The 25,573-nt window shown below is 34.4% G+C and carries 24 protein-coding genes, 1 other RNA gene and 1 pseudogene; 13 read left to right on the forward strand and 13 right to left on the reverse strand.

The features are described 5' to 3' along the window. Positions 1-174 precede the first annotated feature (174 nt). Together C1A40_RS12245 and C1A40_RS12250 are read right to left on the reverse strand one after the other, a co-directional pair. The gene (locus C1A40_RS12245) at positions 175-507 is read right to left on the reverse strand and encodes a CCC motif membrane protein (protein ID WP_102996136.1); all 333 of its coding nucleotides are present in this window, start codon (positions 505-507) and stop codon (positions 175-177) included. 9 nt (positions 508-516) lie between these two features. After that, positions 517-798 carry a DUF2752 domain-containing protein gene (locus C1A40_RS12250; RefSeq protein WP_102996137.1) on the reverse strand — a complete coding sequence of 94 codons (282 nt, stop codon included), beginning with the start codon at positions 796-798 and terminating at the stop codon, positions 517-519. Positions 799-967: 169 nt separating this feature from the next. Here C1A40_RS12250 and C1A40_RS12255 point away from each other — a divergent pair, with 169 nt between their 5' ends. After that, entirely contained in the window at positions 968-1,165 is a 198-nt protein-coding gene (locus tag C1A40_RS12255) for a hypothetical protein (RefSeq protein ID WP_102996138.1), read from the forward strand. Continuing rightward, positions 1,162-1,722: a Smr/MutS family protein gene (locus C1A40_RS12260; RefSeq protein WP_102996139.1), complete on the forward strand. Its 561-nt coding sequence runs from the start codon at positions 1,162-1,164 to the stop codon at positions 1,720-1,722. Before C1A40_RS12255 ends, C1A40_RS12260 begins: the two co-directional genes overlap by 4 nt. On the opposite strand, the gene C1A40_RS12265 is transcribed toward C1A40_RS12260, so the two are convergent. Beyond that, positions 1,719-2,633, reverse strand: coding sequence for a hypothetical protein (locus tag C1A40_RS12265; protein ID WP_102996140.1), 915 nt, complete (start codon positions 2,631-2,633; stop codon positions 1,719-1,721). The genes C1A40_RS12260 and C1A40_RS12265 overlap by 4 nt on opposite strands. Positions 2,634-2,741: 108 nt before the next feature. Here C1A40_RS12265 and C1A40_RS12270 point away from each other — a divergent pair, with 108 nt between their 5' ends. Further along, the gene (locus C1A40_RS12270; protein WP_102996141.1) at positions 2,742-3,887 is read left to right on the forward strand and encodes a cysteine desulfurase family protein; all 1,146 of its coding nucleotides are present in this window, start codon (positions 2,742-2,744) and stop codon (positions 3,885-3,887) included. On the opposite strand, the gene C1A40_RS12275 is transcribed toward C1A40_RS12270, so the two are convergent. Together C1A40_RS12275 and C1A40_RS12280 are read right to left on the reverse strand one after the other, a co-directional pair. Then, complete coding sequence (locus C1A40_RS12275) at positions 3,884-6,343, reverse strand: TonB-dependent receptor (RefSeq protein ID WP_102996142.1); 2,460 nt, start codon at positions 6,341-6,343, stop codon at positions 3,884-3,886. The genes C1A40_RS12270 and C1A40_RS12275 overlap by 4 nt on opposite strands. 14 nt (positions 6,344-6,357) lie before the next feature. Continuing rightward, positions 6,358-8,043, reverse strand: coding sequence for a M23 family metallopeptidase (locus C1A40_RS12280; protein ID WP_102996143.1), 1,686 nt, complete (start codon positions 8,041-8,043; stop codon positions 6,358-6,360). Positions 8,044-8,222: 179 nt separating this feature from the next. Here C1A40_RS12280 and C1A40_RS12285 point away from each other — a divergent pair, with 179 nt between their 5' ends. The 4 genes from C1A40_RS12285 (at position 8,223) to rny (ending at position 10,620) form a co-directional block, all read left to right on the forward strand. After that, positions 8,223-8,513: a hypothetical protein gene (locus C1A40_RS12285; RefSeq protein ID WP_102996144.1), complete on the forward strand. Its 291-nt coding sequence runs from the start codon at positions 8,223-8,225 to the stop codon at positions 8,511-8,513. A 15-nt stretch (positions 8,514-8,528) separates the two neighbouring features. After that, complete coding sequence (locus C1A40_RS12290; RefSeq protein ID WP_102996145.1) at positions 8,529-8,816, forward strand: cell division protein ZapA; 288 nt, start codon at positions 8,529-8,531, stop codon at positions 8,814-8,816. A 62-nt stretch (positions 8,817-8,878) separates the two neighbouring features. Beyond that, positions 8,879-8,987, forward strand: a non-coding RNA gene (ssrS, locus tag C1A40_RS12295) — 6S RNA. 58 nt (positions 8,988-9,045) lie between these two features. Further along, positions 9,046-10,620, forward strand: a complete 1,575-nt coding sequence (gene rny, locus C1A40_RS12300; protein WP_102996146.1) for a ribonuclease Y — start codon at positions 9,046-9,048, stop codon at positions 10,618-10,620. A 141-nt stretch (positions 10,621-10,761) separates the two neighbouring features. Here rny and C1A40_RS12305 read toward each other — a convergent pair whose 3' ends face one another. From C1A40_RS12305 to C1A40_RS12315, 3 genes are all read right to left on the reverse strand, one after another. Beyond that, positions 10,762-11,658 carry a site-specific tyrosine recombinase gene (locus tag C1A40_RS12305; protein WP_102996147.1) on the reverse strand — a complete coding sequence of 299 codons (897 nt, stop codon included), beginning with the start codon at positions 11,656-11,658 and terminating at the stop codon, positions 10,762-10,764. A 283-nt stretch (positions 11,659-11,941) separates the two neighbouring features. Further along, on the reverse strand, positions 11,942-13,114 hold the full coding sequence (locus C1A40_RS12310) for an IS4 family transposase (protein ID WP_199287778.1): 1,173 nt from the start codon (positions 13,112-13,114) through the stop codon (positions 11,942-11,944). Positions 13,115-13,205: 91 nt separating this feature from the next. After that, a complete protein-coding gene (locus C1A40_RS12315) occupies positions 13,206-13,802 on the reverse strand; it encodes a transposase (protein ID WP_241910406.1) in 597 nt (198 codons plus the stop codon). Between the two features lie 190 nt (positions 13,803-13,992). On the opposite strand from C1A40_RS12315, the gene C1A40_RS12320 reads away from it, so the two are divergent. Then, positions 13,993-15,122 (forward strand): IS3 family transposase gene (locus C1A40_RS12320; RefSeq protein ID WP_102997209.1). Its coding sequence is split into 2 segments (ribosomal slippage): positions 13,993-14,197 and positions 14,197-15,122, totalling 1,131 coding nucleotides; the frame shifts between segments, so codons are not numbered across the junction. A 21-nt stretch (positions 15,123-15,143) separates the two neighbouring features. Here the strand turns inward: C1A40_RS12320 and C1A40_RS12325 are convergent. Next, a complete protein-coding gene (locus C1A40_RS12325; RefSeq protein ID WP_102996148.1) occupies positions 15,144-15,434 on the reverse strand; it encodes a DUF4372 domain-containing protein in 291 nt (96 codons plus the stop codon). 635 nt (positions 15,435-16,069) lie between these two features. On the opposite strand from C1A40_RS12325, the gene aroQ reads away from it, so the two are divergent. Continuing rightward, entirely contained in the window at positions 16,070-16,483 is a 414-nt protein-coding gene (gene aroQ / locus C1A40_RS12330) for a type II 3-dehydroquinate dehydratase (protein ID WP_102996149.1), read from the forward strand. Positions 16,484-16,625: 142 nt separating this feature from the next. On the opposite strand, the gene lpdA is transcribed toward aroQ, so the two are convergent. Beyond that, entirely contained in the window at positions 16,626-18,017 is a 1,392-nt protein-coding gene (lpdA, locus tag C1A40_RS12335; protein WP_102996150.1) for a dihydrolipoyl dehydrogenase, read from the reverse strand. Positions 18,018-18,123: 106 nt separating this feature from the next. Between lpdA and C1A40_RS12340 the strand changes: the two genes are divergently transcribed. Continuing rightward, positions 18,124-19,410, forward strand: coding sequence for an NAD(P)/FAD-dependent oxidoreductase (locus C1A40_RS12340; protein ID WP_102996151.1), 1,287 nt, complete (start codon positions 18,124-18,126; stop codon positions 19,408-19,410). A gap of 60 nt (positions 19,411-19,470) precedes the next feature. Here C1A40_RS12340 and C1A40_RS18810 read toward each other — a convergent pair. Both C1A40_RS18810 and msrB read right to left on the reverse strand, forming a co-directional pair. Further along, positions 19,471-19,575: pseudogene (locus tag C1A40_RS18810) on the reverse strand (hypothetical protein); the annotation flags it as partial. A gap of 139 nt (positions 19,576-19,714) precedes the next feature. Continuing rightward, positions 19,715-20,194: a peptide-methionine (R)-S-oxide reductase MsrB gene (msrB, locus tag C1A40_RS12345; protein WP_102996152.1), complete on the reverse strand. Its 480-nt coding sequence runs from the start codon at positions 20,192-20,194 to the stop codon at positions 19,715-19,717. Between the two features lie 157 nt (positions 20,195-20,351). Here msrB and C1A40_RS12350 point away from each other — a divergent pair, with 157 nt between their 5' ends. Both C1A40_RS12350 and C1A40_RS12355 read left to right on the forward strand, forming a co-directional pair. After that, a complete protein-coding gene (locus tag C1A40_RS12350) occupies positions 20,352-21,170 on the forward strand; it encodes a M48 family metallopeptidase (RefSeq protein WP_102996153.1) in 819 nt (272 codons plus the stop codon). Positions 21,171-21,252: 82 nt separating this feature from the next. Next, positions 21,253-22,557 carry an MFS transporter gene (locus C1A40_RS12355; RefSeq protein WP_102996154.1) on the forward strand — a complete coding sequence of 435 codons (1,305 nt, stop codon included), beginning with the start codon at positions 21,253-21,255 and terminating at the stop codon, positions 22,555-22,557. 36 nt (positions 22,558-22,593) lie between these two features. Here C1A40_RS12355 and metE read toward each other — a convergent pair whose 3' ends face one another. Continuing rightward, the gene (gene metE, locus C1A40_RS12360; RefSeq protein ID WP_102996155.1) at positions 22,594-24,897 is read right to left on the reverse strand and encodes a 5-methyltetrahydropteroyltriglutamate--homocysteine S-methyltransferase; all 2,304 of its coding nucleotides are present in this window, start codon (positions 24,895-24,897) and stop codon (positions 22,594-22,596) included. A gap of 158 nt (positions 24,898-25,055) precedes the next feature. Here metE and C1A40_RS12365 point away from each other — a divergent pair, with 158 nt between their 5' ends. Then, positions 25,056-25,517: an Lrp/AsnC family transcriptional regulator gene (locus C1A40_RS12365; protein WP_102996156.1), complete on the forward strand. Its 462-nt coding sequence runs from the start codon at positions 25,056-25,058 to the stop codon at positions 25,515-25,517. The last annotated feature ends 56 nt before the right edge of the window (positions 25,518-25,573 follow it).

Raw genomic sequence — 25,573 nt, forward strand, 5'->3', positions numbered from 1 at the left:
TTAATTTTGATTACAGAGCATTTGAGGGGTAAATCAAGGTGTTATTTATTATAAAGAGCTTTACTCAAGAGGAGCAAGCCATTTTTAAATAGATAAAAAATAAAAGTTGGTGACTCTATTTCATTTTAAATGAATGTTGAGTCACCAACTTTTTTATGAGGATGAAATAAAAACTTATGGTTGCACAAGATCTTGAATTCTTTCTTGTAGCAATTCTTGGTCTTGTAAAGTTTCCCATCCAAACATAGATATCAACGTTACAATAAAAGCGATATATAACACCCCTAGTACAATACCAATGATTGCTAATATCTTTCCAACTTTAACATTTTGATATCCAGTGTAAAGCTCAGGGTTTTCGGCATATAATTTTGATGCTTTGCTAGCTAATACGATGGCTACAATGCCAAGGGTTATACTAATAATGCCGTAACAGCAGCAAAAAGGGATCGATAGTATTCCAAATACTAAAATAAGGGTTGAATTGGGGAGTTTTTGTTGTTCCATAAATAATTATTAATTGGTTAAAAAGGTTTTTATAATAAAACTGGTAACGATTATCAAACCATTAATGATGGCTAAAACCGTAATGATTTTATTTCCAAATTTGATGTTTTTTACGGCATGAATGGCAATAAGCCCAAAAAGAAGCAACAAAGTGTATATAGCGGGGTACATTTTAAAAGCTGCTATAAATTCACCTTGTAAAAGCAGTGCAAGCGCCCTTTGAATACCACAACCCAAGCATTCAAATCCTAAATACTTTTTATTTAAACAAGGTAGCATGTATTCTTCCATAGAAGGTAAAACAATCTGATTTTGATGAAACGAAAATAATAAAACATACCAAATATAGCTTGATAATTACCTACAACTATTTCTACTTAATGGATTTTATTTTGAATAATTTTAAAAGGAGTTCTAAATTTTGCCGTAATTTGCATAGGAAGGAATCATCTTAAAGATCATGAAATACCTAAATTATATACTCATTGTTATAGGCGCTTTTATAGCGATTTACGCAAAGGCCAACGCCAATCAAAACCAATATGTATTAATTGGAGGTATTGTGGTGCTTATGCTTGGTATTTATAGAGTAGCTAAAACGGTACCAAGTAAAAGTGAAAATGAAGATTTGGATAACCAAGATCACAATGCCTTATGAGTTTTAAAATAGGTGACCATGTTTTGGTTTTGGATGAGGATATTTCTGGAACTATAACACAAATTAAAGCACAAACCATCACTATAGAAACCGAAGATGGCTTTTTGTTAGAATTCCAGAGTAATGAACTGGTTAAAAGCCAAAAAGAAGCCGCTTTAACGGGTTTATTTTCCAAAACGACTATCCATTCAGTCATTTCGGAAAAGGAACAACCTAAGCGCAAGCATCAGGCTAAAAAGCGTGCAAAAGACCGGTACGAGCCAACTATGGAGGTTGATTTACACATTCATCAATTGATAAAATCTAGCCGAGGGATGACTAATCATGATATGCTGACCTTGCAATTAGATACCGCCAGACATAAACTAGATTTCGCTATTTCAAAACGTATTCAAAAAATAGTGTTTATCCACGGCGTGGGTGAGGGGGTGCTTAAAACAGAATTGGAGTATTTGTTCGGACGCTACAACAATGTTAAATTTTACGATGCTAATTACCAGAAATACGGTCTAGGAGCCACCGAAGTTTATATTTACCAAAATGTTTCAGCCGATTAGTTAAACACGGGTTCCCCTATGATGGTTTTGGTTAAAGCGCTGTCTTCTAATTCACCAAAATCAAGTTCATCAGCTGATAAAATATCAATATCAATATTTCTAAGAATGACCGTTACCTTGTAATATTGCAAGTAAACATGACCTCTATAACCTGTAGCAGGAACGACTGTGGCAACCAGTGGGTTTAGGTAATCGGCTAGGTCATCCATAGTTTTGTCGTTAGCAGGGTTATTATCTGTGGTGTGGTTTTCTTCGTCACGTGTTTTTACACCATCACCATCATCATCATCATCTAAATAATCAGGAATGCCATCGCCGTCGGTATCTTGCGCATCACTCGGATCGCCATCACCATTAGGATCTGGGTTTTCATCTTTGGTTAAAATATTATCACCATCATCGTCAGCATCTAGATAATTTGGAATTCCATCATTATCAGTATCGTCATTGGTAAAATCATCATCTCCATCTAGGTCTTCAAATATAGAAGAGATACCATCATCATCAGCTTCCGTTAAAACGGTTTTAACATCGGCTATGCCACTGGTACTTTGAATGTCTTTTGTAATATTTATTTCAGAATTTGGTACATCACTACAAAACAAATCACTTGGTAAGGTGGTGTTGCTATACGTTCTATAATTAAAAGGATTTGTAGAACTGATGGTATACGACTTTTCAAAAACACCATCGGCTTCAACGCTGAGTATATCATCTAAAGTAACTCCGGTTAGTTTTAGAGACAAGGATTCTGAAGGATCATTTTTAGTTTTAAAAAATACGAGATTGTTTATTCCACAACTGCTAAATGTGTCTTCAAAATCCAATTCAATAGTAATAATATCACCATCATCACAAGATAAATTAAACACTAAACTCAACAAAATTAAGACAAAATACAGTTTACGCATGGGAATTATTTTAGGCAAAAATAATGGAATTGTAAATTATAACGCATCATATTGATAATAATTTTATTTGAATTACTTTTGAACTTAGAACATAATTTTACAAGCGAGATGGTACAGGTTTATTTTGATAATGCAGCAACAACGCCTCTTAGAGATGATGTTATTAAGCGAATAGCTGAAGTTATGAAAAGTCAATTTGGTAATCCATCTTCATCACACAGCTTTGGCCGCTTATCAAAATCTTTAGTGGAAAAATCGAGAAAAACCGTAGCCAAATGCCTAAATGTATCGGCTGGTGAAATTATTTTTACTTCCGGTGGTACCGAAGCCAACAACTTTATTTTAAAAAGCGCCGTTAAGGATTTGGGCGTAAATCATATAATTACGTCTCGTATAGAGCATCATGCCGTTTTAAATACCGTTCAACAACTTGAATTAGATAAGGCTATTAAAGTGAGCTATGTGAATTTGGATGCCAACGGTGAAGTTGATTTTAATCATTTAGAGGCCTTACTCCAAACGGACGCTAAATCCTTAGTGAGTTTGATGCATATTAATAATGAAATTGGAAATATTCTAGATTTAAAACGTGTTTCAGAACTGTGTAAAGCGCACCAAGCTTTATTACATACCGATGCGGTTCAATCTATTGGGCATTATAAATTGGACTTAGAGGCTATTGCCATAGATTTTCTAACAGCTTCTGCTCATAAATTTCATGGCCCTAAAGGTTTAGGATTCGCTTTTATTAGGAAAAACTCAGGAATACAACCTCTTATTGTAGGCGGAGAGCAGGAGCGTGGCCTTCGAGCGGGAACAGAAAATGTACCCAGTATCGTAGGTTTAGAAACCGCGTTAATTCTGGCTCATGATAATTTTGAAACAGAATTTCAATTTCTAAAAGCTTTGAAGGGGTATTTCATAGAAAAACTAACCAGCGAAATTCCAAATATCGCCTTTAATGGACATTCCAAGGATTTAGAAAAAAGTAGTCCTACCTTATTGAGTGTGCGTTTGCCAATGCCAGAAGATAAAGCGGCTATGATTTTGTTTCAACTGGATTTAAAAGGTGTAGCCTGTTCTCGAGGTAGTGCTTGCCAAAGTGGAAGCTCTAAAAAATCCCATGTCTTAGAAGCAATATTAAATGATGAAGACCTGCAAAAACCATCACTACGCTTTTCTTTAAGTGTATTTAATACTAAAGAAGAAGTAGATTACGTCGTGAATGTTTTAAAGGACTTAGTGAACGTTTAAAATTTCATGGTTGTTCTAACATTAAACACGCGTGGTGTTAAATAATTAGGGATGGCAATTTGTCGTTTACTGTTAACATCTCTAACCCAGGTATTGGTTATGGAGTTCTGTACATCGAAAATGTTAAAGATTTCTATACCAAAAGACAATTCTTTGAAAGCTTTTCGCCATCCTTTTTCAAATTGTTTATTACGGTCTACAAGGACGTATTGTACCCCTAAATCTGCTCGTTTATAATCAGGTAAGCGTAATTGGTATTCGTAAGGATCGGCGTAACTTGGTGAACCACCAGGAAGTCCAGTGTTATATACCAAATTTAAATACATTTTCAAGCTTGGTACATTAGGTACATAGTCTTGAAATAAGGCAGCAAATTTTAAACGCTGATCGGTAGGTCTAGCAATGTAGCCACGGTTGTTAATATTTTCTTCTGTTTTTAAAAATCCGAAGCTGAACCAAGACTCCGTTCCAGGAACAAACTCCCCGTTTAAGCGCATATCCAAACCATAGGCATAAGCTTCAGCACTGTTGTTTGCGCGGTATCTGATGCGGACATTTTCAAGGGTATACGGGTTGACATCGGTAAGTTTTTTATAATAAACTTCGGAAGTCAGTTTAAAAGGGCGATTCCACATTTTAAAACTGTAATCATTTCCTATAACCAAATGAATTGATTTTTGAGCTTTTACATCGGGTTGTACCTCTCCATTCATATCACGAAGCTCTCGGTAGAAGGGAGGTTGATAATACAAACCTGTGGCTACTCTAAAAAGCATGTCTTTTTTCCAATCTGGTTTTATGGAAAACTGGCCCCTCGGACTAAAAACTGTTTGATTGGATGAGGCAATGCCATCGCCGCTAACCGTCCAATTGTGCATACGAACACCAGCATTGTACCACACGTCGCTAGATCCTATATTATCACGCTTACTCCATTGGGCATAGGCTTGAATTCTGTTAATTTGAGTGTGATTAAAGGCTCTAACGTTTTGAAAAGGTTCTAACGGCCCTGTATATGGTTCGTAAGGTTGCTGGTTAGAGGGTGTTTTAGGTGGGCGAATTGAAAATCCTGTAGAATCAATAACTTCCCACTCAACCAAGCGGTCGCGAATATCTTCATTGGTGTATTTCAACGACCAATCGAAACGATGGTCTTCAAGCTTAAAGTTTCCTTTATGTTCAATATTGGTTATAAGCGCGTCCAAATCGTTTCTTCCATGGGTTAATTGTCCGCCAATGCCTTCACTATACTCTACTTCACCTAAGTTTTCATCACCTATATTGGCATTAACGACACCCAATCGGTACTGCGCTAAAATATCAAAGTGTTCCTGCTCCTGGGTATTATACATGGAGGCGATAAGATGTAAAGTTAAATCGTCGTTTGCAAGATAACTGCCCTTAAAAGCGCCAAATAAGGTTTGGTATTGATCTTTTTCCTGCCCTTCATAAAAGACTAATAAAGCCATGGGGTCGGCTAAGGTACCAAAGTTGGTTTGTCGTGTTTGTGGTTCGTAACTATATTTGTTTAAGGAAGCGTTTCCAAGAAAACTCAAATGAAATTTATCTGAAAATTTATAGGTAAAAAACCCTTGAATATCACCAAAAGCAGGTCTGAAATTAGTTTCGGTTTCTTTAGCATTTACCAATAAACTATTATCGCGGTACCTAGCGCCTACAATGGCAGAAAACTTGGAGTCCTTACTCATGTTTTCAACAGAAACACTAGCGCCTAGCAAACTCACATCGGCATTTGCTTCAAATTGATAAGGTGTTTTATAGGTAATGTCAAGAACCGATGATAATTTGTCGCCATACTTGGCCTGAAAACCACCAGCAGAGAAATCAACATTCTTTACCATATTGGTGTTTACAAAGCTTAAGCCTTCTTGTTGTCCCGAACGGATTAAAAAAGGACGATAGACTTCAATATCATTAACATACACTAAATTTTCATCAAAATTACCACCACGAACCGAGTATTGCGTACTTAACTCATTATTGTTACTAACACCTGGTAGGGTTAGCAATAAGTTTTCTACACCGGCATTAGCTCCAGGAATTTTTCTAATGGCTTCAGGATCTAAAGTGGTAATCCCTTCAACGGCCTTTCTTTCTCCGCTATTAATGATAACCGTTGCAATTTGCTCTACGGAAGCATTCATAATCGGATTAAACTCGTAAGTTTCACCATTTTTCAAATTGAAAACACTTTCAATATTTTTAAAGGCAACATGCGTAAATACAACTTTGATGTCCCGATTAGCAGGAATAGTAAGTGTGTAAAATCCGTTTTCATTGCTTACGGTTCCTTGGTTAAGATATTTGATATTCACCTTTTCCACAGGTAAATTTTGATCATCTAGAATAACACCTTTAATAGTAGCTGTTTGGGCAGCACTAACATAGATTAAGACGAAAAATAGGATGGAGGTTAGTAAAGTTTTAGCTTTCAAAGGTATGTGTTGGTTTATTTTCTGTAAAATAACGCTTCAAAAGTAGAATTATTTCCCACATTATCGGTTACAATAAGCTTTAAATTGTTTTTAGTTTCAGAAATGATATCATCACTAAAATGGTAAGTTAACGTGTTGTTTTTATATTCATATTCCATTAAAATCCATTTGCCATTAATGGTAGCTCGGTATTTTGAAATGCCAGAAGCATCATCCGAAATTTTAATTTTTAATTCACTATGGTTGCTAATCCATTGCTCATTTTTAAAATTAACAGGCTTTATAGTAGGGGCAACAGTATCTGATGCAATAGTATAAATACCTAGGTTTTTAGCGTTTCCAACTAAAAAGTTACCTTCATGTTTTGTTGAGGTATAGCTGGGTTTCTGGTTGTGTCCAATAAGTTGAGCGATGTATAACTTACTTCTGTCTGCTTCTTTATAATGACTAACATCAAATGTGATTTTAAAATTCTTTTTGGTGGCTTTAGTGTCTTCATGAAGTTTAACGGTATCATTTTTAACTTCAAAATCCATATAAAAGTCTTCGTAAAACGTGTCTTTATAAAAATCGACTGAAACCCGTCCTTCTTTTAAATTGGTTGTTTGATTCGCATTTATAAAATAAGGCGTTACTATAGGCGCTTCTGCTTGAGCAAGACTGTCCGTTTTACCGTTAATATGTATGGTTACCCAAGATGAATTGCTTTTAAAATCGGAAACGCGAATTTTATAAACCATGCTCATTTGGTCCTGAACTTTTACGATACCATCGTTAACAAGAGGCTTAATAATACTAAGCGGATTATTAATCTTAAATAATTTTTGAATGCGTTTTTTAGACGTGGTATAGGTTTCGTAATCGATGAGCTGATTGATGTATTTGGTTTCACTAAATGAAAAACGTTTAAAATCAAGTTCATAGTTTTGTGTGCCATTTACAAACGATTGGATGTTGTAAACGCCATTTGAGTTAGGGGCCAGATCCAAACGGTCTATGGTTTCAATTCCAAAACCAATATGCCCTATAGCGTCAATGTTTTCGGTGGTATAATCGCCACCTTTTAGGGGTGCTAATAATAATTTTTGTTTGCTATTTTTACCATTAATAAAAGATGTATCGTCTAATGGGAAAACATAAATGGACTTGATCACTGGGTTTTTGGAATCTGGTGAATCAATTCCAAAAAGCATGGGGTTCATGGGGCGTTCTTCTTTATCGCGAATTTCAAAATGCAAATGTGGACCTCCTGAGCCCCCGGTATTCCCACTGTAAGCTATTAGGCTGCCTTGTGTTACATTTAAAACACCGGCCTTAGGAAAATCTTCAATTTCATATGACTCCTGTTCATATTGACGTTTTTTGATATAAGCCTCTATTTCGGGAGCAAATTTTGAAAGATGACCATAAACCGTGGTATAACCATTTGGGTGGGTAATGTATAAAGCTTTTCCGTAACCCCAATGCGATACTTTAATCCGACTTACGTAGCCATTGGCGGAAGCCAGAACATGTAATCCTGTGCGGTTTTGAGTCTTGATGTCCATACCAGAATGGAAATGGTTTGAACGTAATTCGGCAAAAGTTCCAGAAAGGACAATAGGGATATCTAAAGGGGCACTAAAATAATCCTGAGGATAATTCGATTGGCCTTGAGAGAGAAATGAAATAAAAAAAACTAAAAATAGTATGATTCGCATAGATAAAGTATTCCGGCTAAAATATCAATCATGCCATTAAAAAGCAAAGAATAAAACAAAAATCAAGTCAATGTTTATCTAGGCTATCGTAAAATTGGCTTTTTAAAATTTTATGAGAAAACAATTGTTATTTAACCTCAGGTATGTTAACTTTGTAATGTAAGTATTGAAAATTGTAAATGAGTAATATTGAAGATATTGTAAATTCGTTAGAAGGCAAAATTGATAAATTACTACATAAACTGGAGCTTTTAAAGCTTGATAATTTGAAATTATTGGAAGAATTGGAAGCTTCAAAGCAAGAAATTTTAATCCAAAAAGGAAAAAATTCAAATTGGGAAGAAAAATATGAAGCTTTAAAAATGGCAAATTCAATACTTGGTAGTGACGATAATAAAAGAGAAACCAAGCTTAAAATAAATGCCTTAATTCGAGATATAGATCATTGTATTGCTCAATTATCTGATTAAAGCTAGTTAAATTCAATGTCTGAAAAGCTTAAAATAAAGCTGTCTATAGCAAATCGAGTATATCCTTTAACGATTGATGCAAGTCAAGAGGAAGGTTTACGAAAAGCCGCTAAAAGCATTGAAAACATGATAAAACAATTTGAGCAAAGTTATTCTGTTCGAGATAAGCAAGATGTTTTAGCCATGTGTGCTTTGCAATTTGCAAATCAAGTGGAACAGAAATCTATGGATAAAGCAAATGTGTCTGAACATGTTGAAGAGAAGCTAAAAGCTTTAGACAGCTTGTTAGAATCTTATGTATAGACTCTAAACGTTCTTTAAAATAAACAAAAGTTACTGCCTACATTGGTTATTTTTTTTGATAAACTCAACGTTAATTCTTTAAAAAGGGTGAGTTTAAGTTGTAAAAGCATGCTGCATTTATTGCAGACCCTTGATCAGCTTGTTAGCCCTAAACTTGTTTTTAAGGAGTTTATACAAAATCTTATGCTGGTGTAGGCTTTTTTTATATATTAAAATTAACTAATCAACGATGTATAACTCAATTATATTTGTAGTAGGAGGTGTCGTTTTAGGGCTTGCAATAGGCTTTATAATAGCAAAGACACTAGAGAAAAAAAATGCTTCTAAACTAGTAAAAGAAGCGAAAAAAAATGCCGCTTTAATACTTAAAGAAGCGAAAAGTGAAGGTGAAAACCTTAAAAAAGATAAAATACTTCAGGCGAAAGAAAAATTTATAGAGCTCAAGTCAGAGCATGAGAAAGTAATCTTATCACGTGATAAGAAAATGGCTGAAGCCGAAAAACGTACTAGAGATAAGGAATCTCAAGTGTCTAGTGAACTTTCCAAATCTAAGAAACTTAACGAAAGTCTTGAAAATAAAATAAAAGATTACCACCACAGGCTAGATGTTGTTGAGAAAAAGCAGGAAGAAGTCGATCGTTTACATAAAAGTCAAGTACAACAACTAGAGGTGATTTCTAGTCTTTCTGCGGAAGAAGCTAAAGCACAGTTGGTAGAATCTTTAAAAGGTGAAGCTAAAAATGATGCCATGGCTTTCGTTCAAAATGCTTTAGAAGAAGCAAAATTAACGGCCGAACAAGATGCTAAGAAAATAATAATCAATACCATTCAGCGTATTGGTACCGAGGAAGCTGTAGATAACTGTGTGTCTGTATTTAATATAGAATCAGACGATGTAAAAGGACGTATTATTGGTCGTGAAGGGCGTAATATTAGAGCCATTGAAGCTGCTACGGGGGTAGAAATTATTGTAGATGATACACCTGAAGCAATTATTTTATCTTGTTTTGATTCTGTAAGACGAGAAGTAGCTCGTTTGTCTCTTCATAAGCTTGTGACCGATGGCAGAATCCACCCAGCACGTATTGAAGAAGTGGTTAAGAAAACACAGAAACAAATTGAACAAGAAATTATTGAAGTTGGTAAACGTACCGTAATAGATTTAGGAATTCACAACCTGCATCCCGAACTTATTAAAATGGTAGGTAGAATGAAATACCGTTCTTCTTACGGACAAAATTTATTACAACACTCCCGTGAAGTTGCCAAACTTTGTGGTGTAATGGCTGCCGAACTTGGTTTAAATCCGAAATTAGCGAAACGCGCTGGATTACTCCACGATATCGGAAAAGTGCCAGATGCAGAAGCAGATATGGAAACACCTCACGCTATTTTAGGTATGCAATGGGCTGAGAAGTTTAATGAGAAAGATGAAGTGTGTAACGCTATTGGGGCACACCACGATGAAATTGAAATGAAATCATTATTGGCACCAATTATTCAAGTTTGTGATGCCATTTCAGGAGCAAGACCAGGAGCAAGACGCCAGGTTTTAGACAGTTATATTCAACGTTTAAAAGATTTAGAAGATATTGCATTCGGATTCTCAGGCGTTAAAAAAGCATACGCGATTCAAGCGGGTAGAGAACTACGTGTTATTGTTGAAAGTGAAAAAGTAGACGATCAAAAGGCTTCTGAATTGTCATTTAGTATTTCGCAAAAAGTTCAAACCGATATGACTTACCCAGGACAAGTAAAAGTAACTGTTATTAGAGAAACCAGAGCAGTTAATATTGCCAAGTAAGCTTTAGGTGATAAAGCCTCACTTAAAAACAAAAAAACCAGCATGTGCTGGTTTTTTTGTTTTTAAATTAACAATTAACAATTAACAATTAACAATTAACAATTAACAATTAACAATTAACAATTAACAATTAACAATTAACTATTTCCTGGGATGGTATTTTTCAACCACTTCGGTTAAATGACTTCTGTCTAAATGCACATAAATTTCGGTAGTGGTAATGCTCTCATGTCCCAACATCAATTGAATCGATCTTAAATTGGCGTTGTTTTGCAATAGATGGGTGGCAAATGAATGTCTAAAGGTATGCGGTGAAACCGTTTTTTTTAGTCCAATTTTTTCAACCAATTGCTTTATAATGGTAAAAACCATGGCTCGTGTTAATTGCTTGCCTCGGCGGTTTAAAAACAGAGTGTCTTCAAAGCCTGCCTGAATGTTTAAGTGGGTTCTAATTTCTTTTCTATATATATTTATATACTTTTGAGTGATAGCAACAATTGGAACAAACCGTTGTTTGTCGCCTTTACCTGTCACCTTGATGAAACCTTCTTCAAAAAACAAATCGGATAGTTTTAAGTTGATTAATTCACTTACCCTTAAACCACAACCGTATAAAGTTTCTAGCATAGCGCGATTGCGTTCCCCTTCAGGTTTACTTAAATCAATGGCTTTTATAATAGCGTCAATTTCATCTTCGGATAAGGTATCTGGAAGTTTTCTCCCTATTTTCGGACTTTCAATAAGCTCTAAGGGATTGATTTTGATATAATCTTCAAAAATTAAATAACTGAAAAAGCTGCGTAAACCTGAAATTAATCGTGATTGTGAACGCTCATTAATGTGTTTTGCTGATTCGTATATAAATTGTTGTATGGTATCAGAATTTATCGTGATTGGAGATATAGACAGTGCATTTGCATCTAAATAAGTCATGAGTTTCTTTACATCTAAGGCGTAGTTGTCTATAGAGTTTTTCGATAACCCGCGCTCGATGGTGAGATATAACTGATAATCTTTAAGTGCTTGTTGCCACGTCATAGTTGGTAAAAATAGTTAAAAGTTAGGTGAATTTGTTATAATGTAGTTTTGGACGAAACAGCGAAAGCTTAATATTAAAAAAATAATAGATGGTTAATCTCCATAAAATGAAAATTTTAGGGTTGTAATGCAAAAAAAATCATAAAAAAATGTTTTTTTAACAAGAAAAAACAACTTTATTTATGGCTAATTTACTTATCTACAACCAATCCTGTCCTAAACATTTTTGATCTAATCAAAAGTCAACGATTTTACTGGTAATTAGCCATGTTTTTTATCTTTTTCAAAAAAGAACCCCTTGTGTATAATTTTGTTTGGGGGGAGGCTGCTCGTTAAAAGGGCTATCAATCCATTTTTGCAAATCCACTTTGACAAAAAGGTTAAGTCTTATAAAAGCTACTAAATTGGACAAGTACCAATTATATTTTGGATTTGCTTTTAAGGCTTTTAGGATGAGTATAGTAATAAGAGCCGTCCATATTTGTATCATTACGGCATTTTCAGAAGTTCCTATAAACGATTTAATATGTAGCTGTTGTTTGATGTCTCTAAAGAATATCTCAATATCCCATCTAGCTTTGTAGAGTTGGCTAATTGTGTTTGCTGTCCAAGACATTTGGTTGGTAATAAGTTCTATTTCCTGGTTATTTTTATCGTCCCATACAGCTATTCTACGTAGCTTCTTTGGGTATTTTGTTTTTGATTTAGCCCCTGTTAGCTCAATGATTTCATCTTTTAAAACATGATGATGTCTATTTTCTGGCAATTCTTTTTCTTTAATACTCTTAAATTGGATGTTTTCTTTGTGCCTAATTACAAAAAACACTTGGTTGCTGTCCCAAACGTTAAGTAACGAAAAATCATTATAAAATCGATCTGCGACAATAACCGAACGGCTAATCAAAGGAATATCGTAAGCTCCTTTATTATCTGCTGTTTTACCATCGCTAATATTTACATAGTGCGGTAAATTACCATCATAATCAAGCAAGGTGTGCATTTTTACAGCTCCTTTGTGGGTTTTGTATTTTGCCCAATCAAAGAGACTTAAACATAGACTTATCGTTGTAGAATCTAATAGAAATATCTTGGATTTAATTTTGAATTTAACACGTTTTAAGTGAGGGTGCTGTCCAAAACTTTTTAAAAGAACATAGTAGTAATCTCGATAAAGCGTCCAGTCTCGATGTTTGTTTTGATAGCTTATCGTTGATTTAGAAGGTGCTTTCTGTATGCCTAAATGATTAAGGTTTCCTGTGGCAGAGCGAAGTCCATTACTTATATCTCGGACGGATTGACTTTTTGCAAATTGACAAAACAACATGGAGACTAAATGTGTCCAACTATTAAATCCTTTTTGATGTTTATCTATTCCCTTGGCTTTTAAAAGTTTAGAAAAACTAGAACGGTCTAATTTGGAGATTATCTGAGAGAACAATGTTATATTTGTCATTATTGTTGTCCGATAAAAAACAGAATTAGCTAAAAAAGCTTTGGTGTTGGCCTTTTTTATTGATCGCACTCTTTATTTTGAAAACAGAACCTCCTTATGGGTCAAAAAGGCTTAATTGCCCAATGTTTTTGGTTGTAATCTCTTCCCAATTAGCTTCTGGGTTTTTCAGGAATTTGAACAAATCGATATATGTCATCAAATGGTATCGTATGACGGACATCATATTGGAATAAGCCCAGTTTCTTTGGGCTTTTCTTTGGATCACAAGCATAATGAGCTGGATTATCAAACTGACCCAGATTTGTATTTCGATGGCATTTTGATTGTCTCCCAAAAAATACTTTAGCGGAAAGTTCTGTTTAAGCCGCTTGAACATCGTCTCAATCTGCCACCTATTTTTATAGATGTCGGCTATTTTGTCTGCGTCAAGATCATAATTATTGGTGATGAACTCATAGACTTTTTGGTGCTTTTCGTGCCAAAAAGCGATTCTCCTCAGGGAAAAAGCGTGGTCGTGCGTGGCCGCGCTTGAAAACTTAATCAGACAAGGAACGTCTTCCATGGCGTTTATCATAGTATGCATCTTGATACCTCCTTTCTTTTTGCCGTTGAGCGGGTTCCTTCCTACACCTTTAAGAATGTCACTAAATAGGGGGATGGTCGAGGAATCAACGATTTTAAGGTTCTTCACTGCAGGTTCTAAGGGTCTGCTGTCCGATAAAAAGCGATGGTAACGTTTGTAGAGTAAATGATAAATATCGGCAAATACTTCAGAGCTTCTTCTCCTGTTAGTGAAGTGTCTACCTTTGTTGTGACGGTTTTATATAGAGTATAAACTATATTTGAATTATGGGAAAAAATATGACAACGAGTTTAAATCGATGATATTAGATTTATCCAAATCTGGTATACCAACAAAACAACTGAGTGAAGAATATGGAGTTCATACAAGTGTTATTAATAGATGGAAACAAGAGTATGATTTAAAAGGAGGAGATTTTTCTAAAAATGAACCTAAATCCAAAGAACATCAAGAACTTATAGCATTAAAAAAGGAATTAAGAGATGTTAAAATGGAACGTGACATCTTAAAAAAGGCGGTGAGCATCTTTTCCAAGAGCGACAGATAAGGTATAACTTCATTTTATCAAACAAAAATACTTATCCTGTCGAAAAGAAGTGCAAATGCATGAAGGTTAGTAAAAATGCTTATTACCATTGGCTTAAAACCAAAGACACCTTAAAGGTTAATTCCTCTAAATCATTTTTAAAAGACAGAATCGAAGCTATATTTGACAATAGTAAACAGATTTATGGTAGCTATCGAATTCAAAAACAACTTGAACGAGAAAAGCTTTTTTATTCCCGTTCATATGTGGGGTTACTTATGAAAGAAATGGGACTAAGAAGTGTATTGAATAAGAAATTTGTGGTAACTACGGATTCAAATCATTCTCTAAAAACAGCTAAAAATGAATTAGACAGGGATTTTACCAGTTTTTCTTTAGGCTACAAATTAGTCTCTGACATTACGTATATAAGAGTTAATCAACAATGGAACTATTTAACCACGATAATGGATTTGGCTGATAGAAAAATAATAGGCTGGTCTTTAAGTGAAGATATGACTACTGAGAATACGGTTTTAAAGGCCTGGGTTGATGCTAGAAGAAACAGAGTGATAAACCAGCAGTGTATTTTTCATTCGGACAGGGGTGTGCAATATGCATCCAACAGAATCACAAATATGTTCTTTTTTAATCAAAAAGTGATACAAAGCATGAGTAGAAAGGGAAATTGCTGGGATAATGCTGTAGCTGAAAGTTTTTTTAAAACCATTAAATATGAGTGGATTAACAGATTTAAGTATACGTCTTATAATCAATTATACAAATCTATTGATCAATATTTAAACTGGTATAACACTCAAAGATTACATTCTAGTTTAGGATACATGACGCCTCTTGAAAAAGAATTACAATTAAAAGGATTTATTAACAAAGCTGCTTAGTATAAAATAGTACCAAATTTATTAGGTAGTCCAGTTAGCATCTGACAAGGTACTGCGTTTTGGAAAGTCCGTGAGTCCTAGATGGTTGATCTTTCCCTCGCAGGCAAGCATAATACTGGAAACCTCACGAAGTGAGCTACAGCCACTGATCACGGTAAATACCATAGTGGCCAAATGCTCATAGGTGGTAAACTTTTTGGTATAGCGATCGCTGTTGTGCTTTTTGGCTGTCCGATGAACATCTTTGGGCAAAATGAAATTTAATACCTGTTTGATTATGGGTTGTCCGCTAAAGTTTTTACTTTTATTCATATCTTGGATGTGTGATAACTTCAAGATACAAAATAAGCGGGAAATCCTATCTTGGAAATCCCGCTTTTAAAATCTTTTATCGGACACTAATGATTCCAAATAGGAATAACTATGTAATGTGAAAATGTTCTTAGTGTTTTTTTATTAAACTACCATTCAATTCAATACCTCCAGAAAAGGCAACCGTATCTTTTTCTATGATAAAGTTTTGGATATTAAATATTTGACCATAAGTAAGATGGCTAAAGTTAGAACAAAGATAAAAAATGAGAATTTCACGATGTTGTATTGCACCTATTCTAAAATACTTTTGTATTAGATTGTAACCTTATGAATTCAAAATCGTGATTAGAAGATCAGTTTATAAGATTATGCGTTAAATATACAGTTAAATAGGTCGAGAGCAAAACAAAATAATTGTTGAAGTCATATTTATCTAAGATTTAAATAGGAGCTCCATTGTTGTAAAATCTAAAAAGATATTACTTAAGTGTTTATCAAGAATCTTAATTATATACGCTTTAAACTTTGAATTTTTTTAATTAGAGAAAAGCATTTTATTTTTTTCGTTTTTAAATGGTAAACGAATGTCAAGTATAACTTTTGTATTTTTACCTTCAATATAAAGTAAATCAATGAAAAAAATAATGATCATCAACGGGCCAAACCTCAATCTTTTAGGAAAAAGAGAGCCTGAGATATATGGAAGTTTAACTTTTCAGGACTATTTTGAAACGCTAAAGAGTAAATATCCAAGTATTGAATTAAGTTATTATCAGTCAAATGTAGAAGGCGAACTGATTAACAAATTGCATGAAGTTGGTTTTAGTTTTGATGGTGTTGTGTTGAATGCAGGTGCGTACACCCACACATCTATAGGTATTGGTGACGCTATTAAAGGTATTGAAACGCCTGTGGTAGAAGTTCATATCTCTAATACTTTTAGTCGAGAAGAATTTAGGCATCAATCGTATATCTCTCCCAATGCAAAAGGTGTTATTCTTGGCTTTGGTATGCAAAGTTATGAGTTAGCTATACAAAGTTTTTAAAAGCTTCTCTTAACCAGCCAATCTGGAGTAATTAAAATTAAAACATAAAAAAATGCGATTCAAATTTTGAATCGCATTTTATATTTTTAATCCCTTCCGAGTAAAAGTTCCTCCCTTTTGGGGAGGCTAGGAGGGGCTCTTCTTATAAATGTATAACTTCATCGTAAGCATCAGCAACAGCTTCCATTACCGCTTCACTCATTGTTGGGTGAGGGTGAACTGTTTTTAATACTTCATGACCTGTAGTTTCTAGTTTTCTACCTAATACCGCTTCAGCAATCATGTCGGTAACACCAGCACCAATCATATGGCATCCTAACCATTCGCCGTATTTAGCATCGAAAATTACTTTAACAAAACCTTCTTTATTTCCAGAAGCACTAGCTTTTCCAGAAGCAGAGAAAGGGAATTTTCCAACTTTAATATCATAACCTTCTTCAATGGCTTTAGCTTCAGTTAAACCTACTGATGCAATCTCAGGAGAGGCGTAAGTACAACCTGGAATATTTCCGTAGTCGATAGGCTCGGTATGTAAACCAGCTAATTTTTCAACACAAGTAATGCCTTCTGCAGAAGCAACGTGTGCTAAAGCTTGTCCTGGAACCACATCACCAATAGCGTAATATCCTGGAATATTAGTTTGGTAGAAATCGTTAACTAAAATTTTATCTCTATCTACAACAATGCCAACATCTTCTAAACCAATGTTTTCAATGTTAGATTTGATACCTACAGCAGATAATAAGATATCAGCCTCTAGAGTTTCTTCTCCTTTTTTAGTTTTTACTGTAGCAACAACGCCTTCTCCTGAAGTATCAACAGATTCTACAGATGAATTTGTCATGACTTTAATTCCAGATTTCTTTAATGAACTTTCAAAAGCTTTAGAGATATCTTTATCTTCAACAGGTACAACGTTTGGCATAAACTCCACAATAGTAACCTCGGTTCCCATAGAGTTGTAAAAGTGTGCAAATTCTACACCAATAGCTCCAGAACCTACAACAATCATTTTCTTAGGTTGTTTCGGTAAAGACATGGCTTGACGGTAACCAATTACTTTTTTACCATCTTGAGGTAAATTTGGTAATTCGCGAGAACGTGCTCCAGTCGCTATTATAATATTATTGGCGCTGTATTCTGTAACGGTACCATCTTCAGCAGTAACGTCAACTTTTTTACCAGTTTTAATTTTTCCAAAACCTTTAATAATGTCGATTTTGTTTTTCTTCATTAAAAACTGAACACCTTTACTCATACCTTCGGCTACGCCACGACTACGTTTAATAACCGCTTCAAAATCTTTATCAATAGCTTCTGCTTTCAATCCGTATTCATCAACGTGTTTTAAATAGTCGTAAACTTGAGCGCTTTTTAATAACGCTTTTGTAGGAATACAGCCCCAATTTAAGCAGATTCCTCCAAGGTTTTCTTTTTCAACAATCGCTACTTTAAATCCAAGTTGCGATGCTCTTATTCCTGTTACATATCCGCCAGGACCACTTCCAATAATGATGATGTCGTATTTACTCATGTGTTATTTTTTAGGCTACGAATTTACGAAATCGAAACCGAATATGGAATAATGTCAGTCTAATTTTTACATCTTTATCTTACCTTTGTTAAGCAAGTATTAATTTATGAACATACCTAAAACAAGTTACCCGCGTATTGTTATTATTGGAGGTGGTTTTGCTGGCGTTGCCTTAGCCAAAAAATTATCGAAACAAGAAGTTCAAGTTGTGCTTTTAGATCGTAATAATTATCATACGTTTCAACCGTTATTATATCAAGTATCTACCGGCGGCTTAGAACCAGATTCTATTGCATATCCGATTAGAAAAATACTAAAAGATTTTCCTAATTTTTATTTCAGATTAGCAAACGTTGAAGAGATTGATACCAATAAAAATAAAGTAAGAACCGATATTGGCCATTTAAAATTTGATTATTTAATTGTTGCTTCGGGTTCTAAAACCAATTTTTTTGGAAATTCTGAAATAGAAAAACACAGTATGGCGATGAAAACCATACCACAATCTTTAAACCTTAGGAGTTTAATTCTTGAAAATTTTGAAGACGCTTTATTGACTTCTGATTTAAATGAACGTAATGCCCTAATGAATTTTGTAATTGTAGGTGGTGGCCCAACTGGTGTTGAGCTTGCTGGTGCTTTAGCTGAAATAAAAAAGGGCATACTTCCAAAAGATTACCCCGATTTAGACACGCGAATGGCTCAGATAAATTTAATACAGTCTGGTGATGTTTTGCTTAAAGGTATGAGTGCGAAAGCTTCTGAGAAAGCAGAGGTTTTTTTAGAAAAATTAGGTGTTATTGTTTGGAAGAATTTACGGGTTACAAATTACGATGGTTTTACGGTAACGACCAATTCCGATTTAACTTTTAAAACACAAACTTTGGTGTGGGCTGCCGGAGTAAAAGGTGCGATTATAAGGGGTTTAGATGGTATTGAATTTACATCTAAAAGTAAAAGGGTTTTGGTAAATGAATTTAATCAGGTAAAAGGTTTTGATCATATTTTTGCCATTGGAGATATTGCTGAAATGGTAACCCTTAATTATCCTAATGGTTTTCCTATGACGGCGCAACCAGCAATTCAGCAAGGCGATCAATTAGGAGATAATTTACTGCGATTCATAGAAAATAAACCCATGAAACCTTTTGTTTACAAGAACAAAGGCACCATGGCAACTATAGGCCGAAATAAAGCAGTTGTCGATTTAAAAAAGTTTAAATTTCAAGGTATTTTTGCTTGGTATGTTTGGATGTTTGTTCATCTGTTCTTCCTTATTGGTTTTAGAAATCGCATGGTTGTTTTTGTAAATTGGGTTTATAATTATGTGCGTTTTGACCGAGAAGCACGTTTAATTATTAGGCCGTATAAGAAACGATTAAAGAAAAACTAATTTAAATAATTGGGTTTATTATTTCTATTGATGAAATGAGTAGAACCCCGAAAAAGTATATTAAATTTGAATTACAATGGAATCTAACTTTCTATAAGTTTTATAAAAAAAGTTGGTCCATTTGCTATGCATGTTTCGCTTTACATGGGTTACAATGATGGAATTACTATTAGAATTTTAGTCCCTTCACCAAAATAAGTTTTCAAAAGATAATTGGTAGAATGTTTTTATCGCCTAAATCTTTATGGTATTTAAATTTTTTATTAATATCATCTAAATTACTGTCTATAGTTTAATACGAAATTTATTTATTGGGAATAAAAGATAAAGCAACACCATTTATACAATGCCGTTTCCCTGTTGTTTCTTTTGGGCCATCGTTAAAAACATGGCCGAGGTGACAGCCACAGGAAGCACAATGTTCCTCAATACGTGTGTAGCCTAAATCGTTATCTGTTGAAAAGGCAACATTACCTTCAATTTCTCTATCAAAACTTGGCCATCCAGAACCAGAGTCGTATTTATGTACGCTTTTAAATAAGGGCGTTTTACAGGCTTTACATACATAGGTTCCAGCTTGTTTGTTTTTATTAAACGGACTACTATATCTGGGCTCTGTTCCTGCCTGACGTAAAACATGATACTCCATGTCTGTTAATTGTGCTTTCCATTGGGCATTCGTTTTGGTAATTTCATATGTTTCAGAAGTACTGTTTTTTGGTTTTTGAGCCGCAGAGTTACAATTAAATAATAAAAAGCAGAACGCAAGAAGAATTTTGTACATAAGATTACATTTAATGCATTATTATAATCTGTCGTATATATTTATGGTTCTTAACAAAATTGATTTTTAAACAATTTAAATCAATAGCGTTAAATTTTTGAATAATATGATATATTTTAGCTAAACGATAATAACTCCAATTAAATAGATCTTAACAATGATAAAGTTTAAAACTATAGTTTCATTATTAGTATTAACTCTTATTTATTCATGTGCAACAAATCCGTTTACAGGAAAAAAAACCATGGCTTTGGTGCCTAATTCCGATTTGTTTCCAACGTCATTCGCTCAGTATAATCAGTTTTTGTCTGAAAATAAGATTGTAAAAGGCACAAAGGACGCACAAATGATTACACGTGTTGGTGAACGTATAGCGTCAGCTTCAGAACGTTGGTTAAATGCCAATGGTTACCATGGCTATTTAAATGATTATAAATGGGAGTATCATTTGGTAGACGACAAAACAGAAAATGCCTGGTGTATGCCAGGTGGAAAAATCGTTTTTTATACAGGTATTTTACCTGTAGCAAAAAATGAAACAGGTGTGGCTGTAATTATGGGGCATGAGGTTGCACATGCTTTAGCAAATCACGGTCAGCAACGTATGAGCGCTGGTATGTTACAACAATTTGGAGCTGTTGCAGGAAATGTGGTGTTACAAAATGAAAGTGATAGAAATTTGTTTAATCAATATTATGGTGTAGGTTCACAGGTAGGTGTTATGTTGCCTTTTAGTAGAAGTCATGAAACGGAAGCTGATAAAATAGGATTGTATATTATGGCTGTAGCAGGTTACGATCCATCAGAAGCAGCAGCACTTTGGCAGCGCATGAAAGCCAATAGTGCAGGAGGAGCTCCACCTGAAATACTGAGTACGCACCCTTCGAACGATTCGCGTATAGCGAACTTACGAGCTCTTGCTCCTAGTGCTATTGCGGAAGCTAAAAAGTTTGGAGTAACTAAATTTAGAGAATAGATTTAGTTGATATTGGAAAAATAAACTCAAATTAAAATATTTGCTTACTTTAGAAGCTGCTAAAAAATGAGCAGCTTTTTTTATGGAAAAACTTAAAAAAGGAAGTAAAAAACTTCTAAACGCTTGGGCGTTTTACGATTGGGCAAATTCAGTATATACCTTAACCATTGCATCATCGTTATTTCCAATTTTTTATTCGTCATTATTTCTTTCCGAAGTAAAAACTGTAGTGGCTTTTGGTTTTGAATTGAAAAATACAGCCCTTATCACTTTTGTTACAGCCTTTACTTTTTTAGTGGTTTCTGTGCTATCGCCTTTACTGTCTGGAATAGCCGATTACGTTGGAAATAAGAAAAACTTCATGAAGTTTTTCTGTTACCTAGGAAGTGCAGGCTGTATCGGATTATATTGGTTTAGCTTAGAGCATATCCATTGGAGTTTGCTATTTTATTTTATGGGCTTACTTGGGTATTGGGGGAGTTTGGTGTTTTATAATTCTTATTTGCCAGACATTGCCTTTAAGGAACAGCAAGATCATATTAGCGCGAAAGGATTTTCTTTAGGATATATAGGAAGTGTTATTTTATTGGTTATAAATTTAGCTATGGTGATGAGCCAGGATACAGGTGAAGCTAAAATGTTAATGATGCGCTATGCCTTTGTTTCAGTGGGTATATGGTGGGCATTGTTTAGCCAGTACTCTTTTTATTATTTACCAAAAGGGACTAATTCTGGAACTAAAGTAACGCGTGCCATTGTTTTTAATGGATTTAAAGAACTGCGAGCAGTATGGCAGGATTTGCAAAGCAACTTGAGGTTAAAACGTTATTTGTATGCCTTTTTTGTGTTTAGTATGGCGGTTCAAACCATAATGCTAGTAGCCGTGTATTTTGGTGAAGAAGAAATAAGTTGGGGGAGTGATGATGAAAAAACAATGGGGCTAATTGTTAGTATTTTAGTGATTCAGTTGGTTGCTATTTTAGGAGCTTTTTTAACGTCAAAGGCTTCTGAGAAGTTTGGTAATATAAAAGCATTAATCTATGTTAATGTGATTTGGGTTGCCATTTGCTTTTATGCTTATTTTATGCATTCGCCTATGGAGTTTTATATTGCAGCCTCATTTGTGGGCTTAGTTATGGGAGGGATACAGTCTTTAGCACGATCGACCTATTCTAAGTTTTTACCAAAAACAGAAGATACGACTTCGTATTTTAGTTTTTTCGATGTTGCCGAAAAAATTGGAATTGTAATCGGTATGGTTATTTATGGAACCATCGATCAAATTACAGGAAGTATGCGTAATTCCATTTTATTTTTGTTTGTGTTCTTTTTAGGAGGTATTATATTGTTGTTACGTGTCCCAAAAGAAACTGTCAAGACTACTTAGCTAATGTCTAAATAGCCCTGACAAAATCTCAAATAGTTACACCAATTCCAGTGCATTTTCACGTAGTTTTTTGGCGGCCAATACTAAGTTTTTAAGCGCTGTTTTGGTTTCTGGCCAATCTCTAGTTTTTAATCCGCAATCGGGGTTAACCCAAATATGTTCTTTTGGTAGTACGCTTTTTGCTTTATTTATAAGATGTTCAATTTCTTCTAAAGAAGGAACTCTTGGCGAATGAATATCATAAACACCAGGACCAATTTCATTAGGATATTTGAAATTCACAAAAGCGTCAAGTAATTCCATTTCCGAACGCGAGGTTTCGATGGTAATAACATCGGCATCCATATCAGCAATATTTGAAATGATATCATTAAATTCAGAATAACACATGTGTGTGTGAATTTGGGTTTCATCCTTAACACCAGAGGCTGAAATACGAAAAGCTTTTACCGCCCAGTCTAGATAGGCTTTCCAGTCTTCTCTTCTAATAGGAAGTCCTTCTCGGATGGCAGGTTCGTCAATTTGAATAATTTTTAAACCATTGTTTTCAAGGTCGATGACTTCATCTCTAATAGCTAAAGCGATCTGGTTGCACGTGGTTGATCTGGGTTGATCATTTCTAACAAAAGACCATTGTAATATGGTAACAGGGCCTGTTAACATACCTTTTACAGGAATATCGGTTAAGGATTGAGCGTATTTTGACCATTTTACAGTCATGGCTTCGGGGCGTGAAACATCACCAAATAAAATAGGAGGTTTTACACAACGGCTACCATAACTTTGAACCCAACCAAAATTACTAAACACAAAACCATTAAGTTTTTCACCGAAATATTCAACCATATCATTACGTTCAAACTCACCATGAACCAAAACATCAAGACCGATGTTTTCCTGAAAACGAATGGAGCTTTCAATTTCTTTGGCAATTAACTTATTGTATACTTCATCAGAAATTAATCCTCTTTTATGTTTTAAACGCCAGCTTCTTACCTCTTTGGTCTGAGGAAAGGAACCAATAGTGGTGGTTGTAAATAGAGGTAGTTTTAAAGCTTCTTTTTGCTTCGCTTGCCTAATCGGAAATCTGTTTTTGCGATGCGCATCTGATACTTTAAGGTTTTCAATGCGAGATTTTACAGTCTCGTTATTTATTAGTTTAGACTTCTTTCTGTTAAGGTTTGCTAGTTTGTTTTCTTCAAAAAGGTATAAATAACTGTTGTTTTCTTCGGAAGAAAGATGTTTTAATGCGATGACTTCTTCAATTTTTTGTTTTGAAAACGCAAGCCATTGTTTGATTTCAGAATCGATATTTGTTTCAAGATCTAAATCATAAGGCGTATGAAGTAGGGAGGAGGATGTTGAAATCCATAAGTTTTCTGAAGGTAGCTTTTTTGAAGCCTTTTCAATAAGTTTTAATGAAGCTTCAAAATCATTCTTCCAAATGTTTCTCCCGTCAATGAGTCCTAAAGATAAATTGACATGCGGATTGAAGTGTTTAGACGCTAAAATATCATCTAATTGAAGCGGGCATCGCACTAAATCTAAGTGGAGGGTATCTACCGGAAGCTGAAGGGCTGTTTCTAGGTTTTCACCATAGCAATCGAAGTAATTTGCTAGAAATATTTTTAATTTTGGAAAACGTTCAGCAATCGCTATATAGGTTGAAGAAATGGCTTCACGGGCTTGGTTGGATAGGTTTAAAGCTAGACAAGGTTCGTCTATTTGAATGTATTCAACATCTAAAGCGGTTAATTCGGTAAGAATATCGAAATATACAGGTAATAAACGTTCAAGGAGTTCCAACCTATGAAATCCTGATTCTTTTTCCTTACCTAAAAGTAAAAAGGATACAGGGCCTATTAATACAGGTTTTGTTTTAATGCCTAGTTTTAAAGCTTCTTGATACTCATCGATTATTTTTTTTGAAAAGAATTCGAATTGTTGATTTTCTTCAAACTCTGGAACGATATAATGGTAGTTCGTATCAAACCATTTAGTCATTTCCATAGCAGTGACATCAATATGTTTATTTTGAAGGCCACGTGCCATAGCAAAATATAATTCTAAAAAGTTGTCTTTATTGATGTTTTCATAACGCTTAGGGATACAGCCAAATGTTAAACAAGCGTCTAGTATTTGGTCGTAAAACGAAAAGTCATTTGAAGGAATATAGTTTACGCCTAAAGATTTTTGTTGTAACCAATTTTGTTTTTTAATGGAAGATGCTGTTTCTTGGAGGGTATTCTCATTTATGTTATGTGCCCAAAAAGCTTCACATGCTTTTTTTAGTTCTCGTTTACGACCTATTCTAGGGTGTCCTAAAATTGTAGTTTTCATAATTTGTTATAGTTTTTATTACTGTTCAAAATTATGTTTAAAGAATGTTTTTAATTAATTTAGCTTAATAATTGGTTTTATATTCTTAAAAATTATAATTTGTAAGGTAAATTATCTTTTAAGAAGTTGCGATACCATTCTTAACAGAAAATAATTCTATAACGATGCTTGATGATATTGATATTCGGATTTTAAAATTACTACAGACAAATTCTAGCTTGACTACAAAAGATTTAGCGGCCAAAGTAAACTTGTCGACGACTCCAGTTTTTGAAAGGGTAAAACGGTTAGAAAAAAACGGTTATATAAAAAACTATATTGCTGTTTTAGATGCCGAAAAGTTGAATAAAGGTCTTATGGTGTTTTGCAATGTAACTTTAAAAGAACACACGCGTGAGATTGGTAATCAGTTTGTGAAAGATATTTTATTACTGAAAGAAGTTGTGGCGTGTTACAATATTTCAGGAGATTATGATTTTCTCCTAAAAATAGTGGTAAGTGATATGAAAGAATATCAGAATTTTGTTCTGGATCATCTAGGGGGTATTAAAAATATAGGCAGTGCACATAGTACGTTTGTTATGGGTGAGATTAAAAACACCTACGCTATTCCTATATAGTATCTTTCATTATAGTAAGTTGTTGAAATAAAAAAGCCCGATAAAACTATCAGGCT

This window comes from Tamlana carrageenivorans (assembly GCF_002893765.1).
Classification (GTDB): Bacteria; Bacteroidota; Bacteroidia; order Flavobacteriales; family Flavobacteriaceae; genus Pseudotamlana; species Pseudotamlana carrageenivorans.

Coding starts and splice junctions, on each gene's coding strand:
- C1A40_RS12245 (WP_102996136.1), bottom strand. CDS start 507: ATGGAACAACAAAAACTCCCCAATTCAACCCTTATTTTAGTATTTGGA.
- C1A40_RS12250 (WP_102996137.1), bottom strand. CDS start 798: ATGGAAGAATACATGCTACCTTGTTTAAATAAAAAGTATTTAGGATTT.
- C1A40_RS12255 (WP_102996138.1), top strand. CDS start 968: ATGAAATACCTAAATTATATACTCATTGTTATAGGCGCTTTTATAGCG.
- C1A40_RS12260 (WP_102996139.1), top strand. CDS start 1,162: ATGAGTTTTAAAATAGGTGACCATGTTTTGGTTTTGGATGAGGATATT.
- C1A40_RS12265 (WP_102996140.1), bottom strand. CDS start 2,633: ATGCGTAAACTGTATTTTGTCTTAATTTTGTTGAGTTTAGTGTTTAAT.
- C1A40_RS12270 (WP_102996141.1), top strand. CDS start 2,742: ATGGTACAGGTTTATTTTGATAATGCAGCAACAACGCCTCTTAGAGAT.
- C1A40_RS12280 (WP_102996143.1), bottom strand. CDS start 8,043: ATGCGAATCATACTATTTTTAGTTTTTTTTATTTCATTTCTCTCTCAA.
- C1A40_RS12285 (WP_102996144.1), top strand. CDS start 8,223: ATGAGTAATATTGAAGATATTGTAAATTCGTTAGAAGGCAAAATTGAT.
- C1A40_RS12290 (WP_102996145.1), top strand. CDS start 8,529: ATGTCTGAAAAGCTTAAAATAAAGCTGTCTATAGCAAATCGAGTATAT.
- rny (WP_102996146.1), top strand. CDS start 9,046: ATGTATAACTCAATTATATTTGTAGTAGGAGGTGTCGTTTTAGGGCTT.
- C1A40_RS12305 (WP_102996147.1), bottom strand. CDS start 11,658: ATGACGTGGCAACAAGCACTTAAAGATTATCAGTTATATCTCACCATC.
- C1A40_RS12325 (WP_102996148.1), bottom strand. CDS start 15,434: ATGAATAAAAGTAAAAACTTTAGCGGACAACCCATAATCAAACAGGTA.
- aroQ (WP_102996149.1), top strand. CDS start 16,070: ATGAAAAAAATAATGATCATCAACGGGCCAAACCTCAATCTTTTAGGA.
- lpdA (WP_102996150.1), bottom strand. CDS start 18,017: ATGAGTAAATACGACATCATCATTATTGGAAGTGGTCCTGGCGGATAT.
- C1A40_RS12340 (WP_102996151.1), top strand. CDS start 18,124: ATGAACATACCTAAAACAAGTTACCCGCGTATTGTTATTATTGGAGGT.
- msrB (WP_102996152.1), bottom strand. CDS start 20,194: ATGTACAAAATTCTTCTTGCGTTCTGCTTTTTATTATTTAATTGTAAC.
- C1A40_RS12350 (WP_102996153.1), top strand. CDS start 20,352: ATGATAAAGTTTAAAACTATAGTTTCATTATTAGTATTAACTCTTATT.
- C1A40_RS12355 (WP_102996154.1), top strand. CDS start 21,253: ATGGAAAAACTTAAAAAAGGAAGTAAAAAACTTCTAAACGCTTGGGCG.
- metE (WP_102996155.1), bottom strand. CDS start 24,897: ATGAAAACTACAATTTTAGGACACCCTAGAATAGGTCGTAAACGAGAA.